This is a genomic window from Lepagella muris (assembly GCF_004793975.1).
GTDB lineage: Bacteria > Bacteroidota > Bacteroidia > Bacteroidales > Muribaculaceae > Lepagella > Lepagella muris.
The window spans coordinates 1-9,391 of record NZ_SRYB01000058.1 but is presented as its reverse complement, the minus strand read 5'-3'; the positions used below and the strand labels follow the sequence as shown (position 1 = coordinate 9,391).

Genomic DNA, 9,391 nt, shown 5'->3' with positions numbered 1-9,391 from the left:
GTAATACGTCACAAAAAAAGAGACCATCTAACTTTTGATTGTTAGACAGTCTCTTTTTTTTGTTTTGTTTTTTGTTTTGTTTTGATGTATCATGATATAACATGTTATAACATGATACATCATGAGTTATCATGATTTTCATGGATTATCATGGGTTATCATGGGAGATCATGTTTTATCTATCCCTCCTTTATCAATGCCAGCAATTCATCGATTGCCTCTTCCGAGGGGATATTCTTCTTGACCAACGTCTTTCCCTTATAGAGACTCACTTTACCGGGTCCGGCTCCGACGTATCCGTAGTCGGCATCAGCCATCTCGCCCGGACCGTTGACTATGCAGCCCATGACCCCTATCTTCAAGCCTTTCAGTCCTTCTGTAGCAGCTTTCACCTCTTTCAAGGTCTTCTGAAGGTCAAACAGTGTGCGTCCGCAGCTCGGACAAGCTATATACTCCGTCTTGCTCACCCTCAGACGCGCAGCCTGAAGCAGACCCAACGCCACAGAGTTGATCTCATCCGCACTGAACGCCGGAGCATCTATCGAGATGCCTGCCCCATACCCGCCTAAAAGGAGTGGACCGAAATCGGCACCAGCCTTTATTTGAAGATCCTCTATATCCGTGTCGGGATAATCCAGATGGATGAATATGGGATTCTTGCCGCCAAGAGCCACAAAACGGTCAATCCACGACGCTATCTCTCCGGGACGGTTCAGATTGTGCGACTCCACCACCACCGGCACATCATCACCATATAATGAGGGCGTCTCTGAAGCATCCACCTTATGCCATGCGTCCGGTATTGCCGGGAAATCAATACCCGCCACCAACGGATAATGCACATCTTCAAATCCCGGCACGGCTACAGCATGCTCTCGTGTCGCGCCCGTAACCACCATATCCGGCTCAACCACTGGGGCTTGATTCTCCCGCTTGCAGATGTAGTCGCGCAGCTTGCATGCCACCGGAATCTCATTCTCCGGATCCTCCGTCAGGGAGACTCGGATAGTATCGCCCAATCCCTCGGCGAGAAGGGTGCCTATACCCACCGCGCTCTTGATCCTGCCATCTTCTCCATCGCCTGCCTCCGTCACTCCGAGATGCAACGGAAACGCCATACCCTCCTCTCGCATCCTCTTGTCGAGCAGCCGGACGGTATCCACCATAACGACCACGTTTGATGCCTTTATCGATATCACTATATTGTCGAAATCCTCATCACGGCACACTCTCAGGAACTCCAGCACAGATTCCACCATGCCGGCAGGAGTGTCGCCGTAGCGACTCATTATCCTGTCGGAAAGCGAGCCATGGTTCACCCCAAGCCTAACCGCCGTGTTATGCTTCTTGCATATCTCCAGAAAAGGCACGAGAGTATCTCGTATCTTATTCACCTCAGTGGCATATTCCTCATCGGTAAACTCAAGTTTCTTGAAAGTACGTGCCGCATCTACAAAATTACCGGGATTGATACGCACCTTCTCACACGTCTCCGCCGCCTTGAATGCGGCATTAGGATTGAAATGCACGTCAGCCACCAAAGGCACGTCGCAACCGGCGGCATCAAGTCCCTTACGTATCGCCGACATATTCTCAGCCTCGCGCACCCCCTGGGTGGTCAGGCGGACTATCTCCCCACCTGCCTCGGCTATCCTCAGAGCCTGAGCCACGCTCCCCTCCGTGTCAAGAGTAGACGTGTTGGTCATTGACTGTATGCGGATAGGGTTACTCCCCCCGATCTCTACCTTCCCGGCTTTTGCCACACTGCTTTTCCGGCGGCTATAATTATATCTGCTCATATCTAATTTATGAAATCATCGTCAAGAAATCATCGTCAAGAAATCATCGTCAAAAGGAATACACATCCGAATCCCACGGCATATCCCGCCAGCACCTGCCATACGGTGTGGCGTCCGAGCCATACGCGTGCCGACCCGAGAAGCCCGGCAAGGAGTATCGATGTTATCAGCCAGAAGAAAAGCTCAGGTTCGGGCGAACCGTCCTTAGCTATCCTTATGAGCAACGCCACCACGCCCGCAACTCCGGCAGCGTGTGCCGATATCTTCCATCTGAAATTTATCAGCATATTGATAAGACCGCCCAGAGCACCACCGGCAAAGAACAATGACAGCCACAGCGGCGCACCCTTCGCCCACATCAGCCATGACGTGCCGACAAGTGCCACGATAGATATGATGTAGGGTATCAGACGCTCCTTACGCCCGTTGAGTCCGAGGTCGTCCACGAGCCCCATCCTCTTCAGCAAGACCACGAGAATCATCGGTATCACCACGTTTATTCCCGTTGCAATCAGCGTGAAGGTTATCCTCATCCCTATCGGGGCGACATCAAGGATCGAAAGCCCGAATGCAAGGATAAGCCCGTAGACAGGCATCAGCAGCGGCACCAATATCCACGACAGCAGATTAGAGCATACGGTGATGAATCTCTCTCCCGACGACTCCGGATCATCCTTACTGCGGTTCTTCTTTTCCGATTCTCTTTCGGGAGCATCATGCCTCGGCAGAGGCTCTCTCTCCGGCGGCTCCGGATTATTCTGTGATGAGCCAAACAGACCACCTTCCCTTCGGTTAAGGCTATACCCGTCGTTCCCCCCATCGGGAGAAGGCACTTCCGGATAATATGACGACGTATCTATAGGCATTGTATTAGTAATTTAAGTTTCGCAAGTTTTCCAACTTGCTTCACTTAAATGGTTTAAGGTTTAATGTTTATGGTTTATGATCATTAAATTTTGTATAATGAAAAGATTCTTGGATTTTCGTGAATCTTAAACCTTAAACTATAAACTTTAAACCACTGAAGTGCAGCTTGCGAAACTTCAGTTGGTAATTGTTAACTATTTGGTATCTGACAAATGTTTATCCTTGGTATGATCCGCGCCACGCACTGCCGCAAGGAATTTAGCAGGCACAGGCAACTCAAAACGCATATCCTTCCTGGTGATGGGATGCGCAAAACGCAGTGTGCGCGCATGAAGACACAGACGGTGAAGACGGCTCTCCTTTGCCCCATACTTGCGGTCGCCCATGATGGGATGCCCCATCTCGGAGGCATGCACGCGGATCTGGTTCTTGCGTCCTGTGTCGAGCGAGAACTCCACCAGCGACAACCCGTTGGCACGCTTCAGCACCTTGTAGCGCGTCAATGCGAGTTTCCCTTCATCCTCCTCCTTCGTGGAATACACCACAAACTGAGAGTTCTCCGTAAGACGGCTCTTGACGAAGCCCTCATCATTCTTTACGTAGCCCTCAAGGAGCGCAACATAAAGACGGTCAAGCACCATATTGTTCCAGTTATGGCGCAATGCCTCCTGTGCCTCCTCTGTCTTTGCAAACATCATCAGTCCCGACGTGTCGCGGTCAAGACGATGCACCACGTAAAGCTTGTTCGTCGGATGTTGCGTCTTGATATAATCGCGTATTATATCGTAGGCTGTCTCCTCCTTGCGGTGGCTCTGCGTCCCTACCGACAGCAGACCATAGCCCTTATTGACGACTATGACATCTGAATCCTCATATACGAGTTGCAGACGAGGATGACGAAGCACTACAAAGGGTCGCGTCACGTTGACCTTGACCTCTCCACCCGGCTCCACCGGAGCATCGAAGGCAGTCGTCACAACGCCATCCGCCATGATATGTCCGTAGCGGAGCCACGTCTTCAGATCGTTGCGGCTCTTTCCCGACATTTTTTCACCTACAAAAGCAAGAAGAGGCTTCGCCTCGCCGCTTTCATTCACAAAAGAGATAATCCGGTCTTCCCGGAATGGTCTTGTATTCTTCATATTTATATAACAACATTATTTGCGTTATATGTATGCTATATGTCATTTTTTTAATCAAGTCTTTTTAATCACGCCGGGCAGCATCGCGGAGCAGATGATGTCCAAACCGGCAGTAAAGGCATTTGCGCCTGTCGCAATATTCCTTCTTCAGATGCAACAGACCCTGCGAACGCCATGCATTCTCAGCCTTGATGCCCGACATTCTCCATTGGCGCACTATCCCGTTGCTCTCTGCCGGAAGCTCCTCAAGCAATGCCACTCCCCTCTCCGCAATCCTCTCCTCTCCGCGCATGGAGCCATAGGCATAAAGCAACGGGGCGACTACGTTGATCATCAGCAATGTCACACTGGTGGCAGAGAGTGTGTCGGATACGGAACGCGCCGGAACGTCAAATGAGAAATGGTCATGCCAATACCCCTCCAGATGCCAGTCAAACAACGTAGCCGCAGTCTCGGCATCCCCCTTGACGCCTATTATCTTGGAGAACATGGAGAATCCCCCCTCACACGCCTTGGCGAGAAATGCCAGACGACGGTGTGGAAAATTCTGCGGACGTGTACGTGAATATTTCCATAAGCCGGCACGCATCGGACGTAACCCATATTTGCGCGCAAGAAAATAATATTCGCGACAGAGGAGCTGGTAATATTCATCAAATATATGAATCGAGCTGTCGAGCATGGCAGCCTGCCCGAAGAGCAAAGCCTGTAGCTGTAGCGGATTGTCAGAATGATGATGCAGGTATTTGAGAGGCAACGATCGCGCAAGCATCTCAAGCGGGTCGCCATTGAGTCCGAAACCGAGTGCACGGGCAAGTATCACAAAACAGGTCTGTTCCCAGTCATTCCCGGTGAATTTCAATATGTCTGCCACCCTCGACGCCTTTGCCTGAAGACGTTCCATGGAAAGGCTCTCGAGCCAGTCGGTCTGTTCCAGACGGGATATGCCTCCCAACGACGTGGCGCATTTCACCCCCTCGCATTCCGCTGAAAGATTGGCATAGCTTCGGAAGAAATCCTCCGGCATCGTGATTTCCACCTGCGGGATATACGTGCCGTCGCGCCGCTTTATACGGCAGTCGGATATGCCGACCACGTGGAGCATTACATCGTCATACGCCGGATTGTCGCTGTGACCGTGGCGGTTCCAATCTGATGCCCTGACATGGATCTCCACATTTCCCGCCCACATAACTCCATCGATCCTTATCTTGGAATTGAAGAAATCCGGACCGGCATCAGTGTTGAGGCAACCGGGATCGATCACCTCCACTTCCGAGCCTCCTGACGCGTGAAGCTTTTTGCCGAACATTCTCGACTTCCAAAGATATTGATAGAGTCTCTCCATTTGGGCTATTGGTTGGCATACGGATTGATTTTACCGAAACCACATGCAAAAATAGCTAAAATTCTGTATAAACGAAATCATAAATTACGTCTCATAACACTAAAAAATTGTTAATTGTAGCAAAAATAAGCATTTTCCTTTGAATATTTGCATAAATAAACTTATCTTTGTAACGTGTTTTTCATAGTATAATTAAGATTAAGGTTTCGGTCTGTTTCTTTGTGAAAAGAAACAGACCATTTCTTTTGGCGGAAACACATAAAAAAACGTCCGGAAAAATCCGGACGTTTTTTATGGTTGATCTAATATCATACGTTCTCCTCAGCCGGCATGAAATGCTGATAGGGATGAGAACATGCCGGGCATTTTACCGGCGGCTCTGTACCTTCAAAGATATAGCCGCACACCAGACACTGCCATTTTATCGGCTCATCACGTTTCCACACCTTGTCATTATCAATCTGCCACTTCATGAGGTCAAAACGCTCCTTATGATGGTTCTCGATCTTGGCAATCGAACGGAAAACACCGGCGATATCGGAGAATCCCTCCTCCTCTGCCACTTCAGCCGACTTGGTGTACTGCTCGACACCCTCCTTTTCCTCCTCTGCCGATGCGACGGCAAGGTTGGCTACTGTAGGCGAAAGGATGCCGGGATCCACGCTCACAGGATCGGTGACCACCGGTCCGTTGGTAAGATATTTCAGAAATATCTTGGCGTGATGAAGCTCATTTGCAGCAGTCTCCGTAAAGATATTTGCAAAATGAAAATATAATTCCTTCTGTGCTGTCTGGGCAAAGTATGTGTAGCGGGCGTATGCCGTTGTCTCTGCCACAAACGCATTCGCAAGATTTTTCTCTGTCTTAGTGCCTTTCAGGCTTTTTTTGTCTGCCATAGTTTTTATATTTCAAAGATTAAGATAAGTTCGCTATCCGGGATGCCCCTACAGATGCTCCGTAGGTTCACCCTTTATTTCTTTAACGCTTTTAACATAAAATGGTTTGCCGCTTTCCGTTTTTTTATCTAATTTAGTGGAATAATCATCCCCATCCGTATAATGACAGAGAAAATAACCGCAATCGTGATTGACATCACGCGTCATAACGACAAACTGAATATCGTCACCCTCTTCACCCGATCACGCGGGCGCATATCATTCCTCTCTCCTGCCGGAAGCGGAAAGATGGGGCGGCTCCGGCACTCGCGCCTGCAACCACTCGCCGCAATTGAGGCGGATATCAATTTCCGACAGACTGCCGAATTGCAGAGGCTCGGCACTTTCGCTCTATATACGGTGTGGAACAACCTGTACTTCGACCCGGTGAAACGCCTCGTCGCGCTCTTCATCTCCGAATTTCTCAACAAGCTGCTACGCGCCACCATGCCCGACGAGGCTCTTTGGGATTTCATCCTCAATTCCATATCGCTTCTCGACAACCTACCAGGGGGTATCGCCAATTTCCATATCGCATTCCTCTCATCGCTACTCCCATTTGCCGGGATACAGCCTGACCACACGAAATATCGAGAGGGCTACATGTTTGACATGCAATCAGGCACATTCTCACCCGACTGTCCGGTAGTGGCAAACCACGAACTGACGCTGCACGCCGACGCTGCGCGTATGGCAGCCACGTTATGCCGCATCAATTTCGCCAACATGCATGCGCTCAGACTATCCCGACATGACCGCCAGAGAGTGATACAGGGTCTCCTTACTTACTATTCAATCCATTTCCCCGGTGCCGGAAATCTAAAATCGCTCGAAATAATACGCGAGATCTTCGACTGACCCTTAAAAACGACCCATCGTTGTAATCTCTATATCCAGACCACAATATTTCTCTTTTTTCACATTACTATTAGTAATGACAATGAGATTGTTGCAGTGCAACTCCTTCGCAGATTCCACTAAGGCATCCAATTCGCGCTTACGCGTTTTCTCCGACGACATATCATAACATACCTGTATCAACTGCTCAACTTTTGTACCACGACGTGTCACAAAGTCAATCTCCCTGTCATTACGTGTGCGGTAATAGAACAAAGTATTACCCGGTTCGTATCCTCTGCGCAACAGTTCCACAAACACTTGGTTTTCCAATAGCCTACCAAGATTCTCACTAAGGCTGAAGGCTGTGCTTTGCACAAATCCATTATCCACTACATAGATTTTGTTTGGAGCTTTCTTCATCAATTTCAACTTATTGTTGAAACGGGGCAGATAAAAGAACAGATATGGCTCTGCGAGATAGTCGCAGAATTTCTTTGTCGTTGCCACACTTGATAATCCCAATTCCGAAGCGAGATCATTGACCGACATAGGATTGCAGAAGTTGGAAAGAAGGTAAGATGCCAGATTATACAAGTCGGACGTATTTCTTACCTTATGACGCCTTGCCACATCCTTGAGCAATATTGAGTCAAACAACGTTGATAAGTAATTCTTTGTTATTCCCCTCGCCTTTATGGTCTCAGGATATCCGCCATTTCGCATATAATCATCTGCCAACGCCATAGCTTTTGCATCCTGTTCCTCTCTAAGATGCCGGATATCCATATCATTCCAGCGCATCATTTCGTCAAGGCTAAATGGGAGCATCTCTATTTGAAGATACCGACCTGTAAGGACTGTTGCCATCTCGCTACTGAGCATCTTGGCATTGCTACCGGTTATAATCAGATTTTTACCTCTACGGAATAATTTCCCTACAAACAAATCCCAATCAGGCAGATTCTGGATCTCATCAAACAATAGATATTCATACCCCGGATAAACCTCATCAAGCATAGCCATCACCAAATCCTCATTCCAATTATCAAGCAACTGGCTATCATCAAAATTAAGGTAAGCAAAATTTTTGTCTTTCAGCATCAGCAGCGAAAACACTGATTTACCTACGCGGCGTGGTCCGGTGATAAGTTTTATAAGCGGACTGGCAAGAAGCATATCAATATCATATCTTGTATGCCGTTGCTGATATTGTCGAGACATCAACTCATCGCGCTCCACCTTCTGGTTAAATATTATATTTCTCATTGGCTATATATTATAGTGCAAATATAGCTCTTTTTATTCAATAAATACACTGTATTGAACAAAATCAGCATTTTTTATTCAATACAGTGTATTTATTGAACAAAAAAAACGGGCATTTAAACCTGATTTTTCATTGAGTAGTTGTCTAAACTTCATTAAGTCGTCAGGCAATTTCATATACAGCTTCTCTACATCTTACTTTGAAGGTTTAGATATAAAAAACAAGATGTTGGCAAAAAAATTTCCAAAAAAGAAGAACTGGCAATTTGACAACATTATTTATGCAGATTTTATAAAATATTCAGACTCTCCCGACCCTCTCCCAAATCAACCGATACGAATGATATCAAATTGCCATTTCTGCATATATACCACACCCCTCTCCAACCGCTCTAACAATCGTTATATTAATCAGTTAAAGAAATTTTTCTGCCAAAATATTTGTATTTCAACGAAATCTGTATTAACTTTGCATCGTGTTTTTCATGGTATTAGATTTAAGGTTAGAGGATTAGTTGTCGAGAGACAATTAATCTTTTTTTATCTCCCTACCACTCCCCAATCCCAAATCATCCACACGGAAATAAAATCCCCGTCTCTTGGTGGTCTTTGCGGTTAAATTCACCACCGAGACCACAAAGGACTCGGAGCTATTGATATGCACGAAGGAATAAAAGAAAATAAAGAAATATTTTTATTATAAAATTGAATAATAATCTTTTAATTTAAAAATTTCTTTTATTTCTTTGAATTCTTCGTGCTAATCCCTTCATGTGATTATCCGATGAAATGACGGAGTATAGATTCCCCGTTGGAGTATGGGTAGGGCAACAGGCATACGGCTACCACCAATCCGATGAACACTATTGCAATGATGGCTGTGCCCCACCTCACCAGTGAGGGCGGTATCTCTCCGAGCAGTTCCCTCACCTTCTCCGAGCGAAGCTCTATGTTGTCATGGCTGTCCTTATCCCTCGTCACAACCGTCTTGTCTCTACTCTTCTCAGTTGCCATATCTTTCTTATTATAGGTATCTGTATTCATATCAGTTGCCTAATTCAAGCTGGTTCTTCACAAGATTGTAGTATGTGCCTTTTAGGGCAATTAGGGAAGCGTGGTTTCCGGTCTCGACGACACGCCCGCCGTCAAGCACGATTATCCGGTCGGCATTCCTGACCGTGGAGAGACGGTGCG

General features: G+C 47.2%; 8 protein-coding genes. 1 reads left to right on the top strand and 7 read right to left on the bottom strand.

Features of this window, described 5'->3' with window-relative positions:
• Window positions 1-179: 179 nt before the first annotated feature.
• From ispG to rbr, 5 genes are all read right to left on the bottom strand, one after another.
• Entirely contained in the window at window positions 180-1,799 is a 1,620-nt protein-coding gene (gene ispG, locus E5331_RS19840) for a (E)-4-hydroxy-3-methylbut-2-enyl-diphosphate synthase (protein WP_123482434.1), read from the bottom strand.
• Window positions 1,800-1,834: 35 nt separating this feature from the next.
• Window positions 1,835-2,665: a phosphatase PAP2 family protein gene (locus tag E5331_RS19835; protein ID WP_123482435.1), complete on the bottom strand. Its 831-nt coding sequence runs from the start codon at window positions 2,663-2,665 to the stop codon at window positions 1,835-1,837.
• A 195-nt stretch (window positions 2,666-2,860) separates the two neighbouring features.
• Window positions 2,861-3,808 (bottom strand): RluA family pseudouridine synthase, encoded by a 948-nt coding sequence (locus tag E5331_RS19830; protein ID WP_123482436.1) that lies wholly within the window; start codon window positions 3,806-3,808, stop codon window positions 2,861-2,863.
• Window positions 3,809-3,872: 64 nt separating this feature from the next.
• Window positions 3,873-5,156 (bottom strand): DUF2851 family protein, encoded by a 1,284-nt coding sequence (locus E5331_RS19825; RefSeq protein WP_123482437.1) that lies wholly within the window; start codon window positions 5,154-5,156, stop codon window positions 3,873-3,875.
• Between the two features lie 308 nt (window positions 5,157-5,464).
• Complete coding sequence (gene rbr / locus E5331_RS19820) at window positions 5,465-6,052, bottom strand: rubrerythrin (RefSeq protein ID WP_123482438.1); 588 nt, start codon at window positions 6,050-6,052, stop codon at window positions 5,465-5,467.
• A gap of 162 nt (window positions 6,053-6,214) precedes the next feature.
• On the opposite strand from rbr, the gene recO reads away from it, so the two are divergent.
• Window positions 6,215-6,949: a DNA repair protein RecO gene (gene recO / locus E5331_RS19815; RefSeq protein WP_123482439.1), complete on the top strand. Its 735-nt coding sequence runs from the start codon at window positions 6,215-6,217 to the stop codon at window positions 6,947-6,949.
• Between the two features lie 3 nt (window positions 6,950-6,952).
• On the opposite strand, the gene E5331_RS19810 is transcribed toward recO, so the two are convergent.
• Together E5331_RS19810 and E5331_RS19805 are read right to left on the bottom strand one after the other, a co-directional pair.
• A complete protein-coding gene (locus E5331_RS19810) occupies window positions 6,953-8,197 on the bottom strand; it encodes an ATP-binding protein (protein WP_123482440.1) in 1,245 nt (414 codons plus the stop codon).
• Window positions 8,198-8,974: 777 nt separating this feature from the next.
• A complete protein-coding gene (locus E5331_RS19805; RefSeq protein ID WP_123482441.1) occupies window positions 8,975-9,241 on the bottom strand; it encodes a hypothetical protein in 267 nt (88 codons plus the stop codon).
• Window positions 9,242-9,391: the final 150 nt, after the last annotated feature.

Excerpts from the sequence above, each read along its gene's own strand:
- ispG (WP_123482434.1), bottom strand. The coding sequence starts at position 1,799 with ATGAGCAGATATAATTATAGCCGCCGGAAAAGCAGTGTGGCAAAAGCC.
- E5331_RS19835 (WP_123482435.1), bottom strand. The coding sequence starts at position 2,665 with ATGCCTATAGATACGTCGTCATATTATCCGGAAGTGCCTTCTCCCGAT.
- E5331_RS19830 (WP_123482436.1), bottom strand. The coding sequence starts at position 3,808 with ATGAAGAATACAAGACCATTCCGGGAAGACCGGATTATCTCTTTTGTG.
- E5331_RS19825 (WP_123482437.1), bottom strand. The coding sequence starts at position 5,156 with ATGGAGAGACTCTATCAATATCTTTGGAAGTCGAGAATGTTCGGCAAA.
- rbr (WP_123482438.1), bottom strand. The coding sequence starts at position 6,052 with ATGGCAGACAAAAAAAGCCTGAAAGGCACTAAGACAGAGAAAAATCTT.
- recO (WP_123482439.1), top strand. The coding sequence starts at position 6,215 with ATGACAGAGAAAATAACCGCAATCGTGATTGACATCACGCGTCATAAC.
- E5331_RS19810 (WP_123482440.1), bottom strand. The coding sequence starts at position 8,197 with ATGAGAAATATAATATTTAACCAGAAGGTGGAGCGCGATGAGTTGATG.
- E5331_RS19805 (WP_123482441.1), bottom strand. The coding sequence starts at position 9,241 with ATGAATACAGATACCTATAATAAGAAAGATATGGCAACTGAGAAGAGT.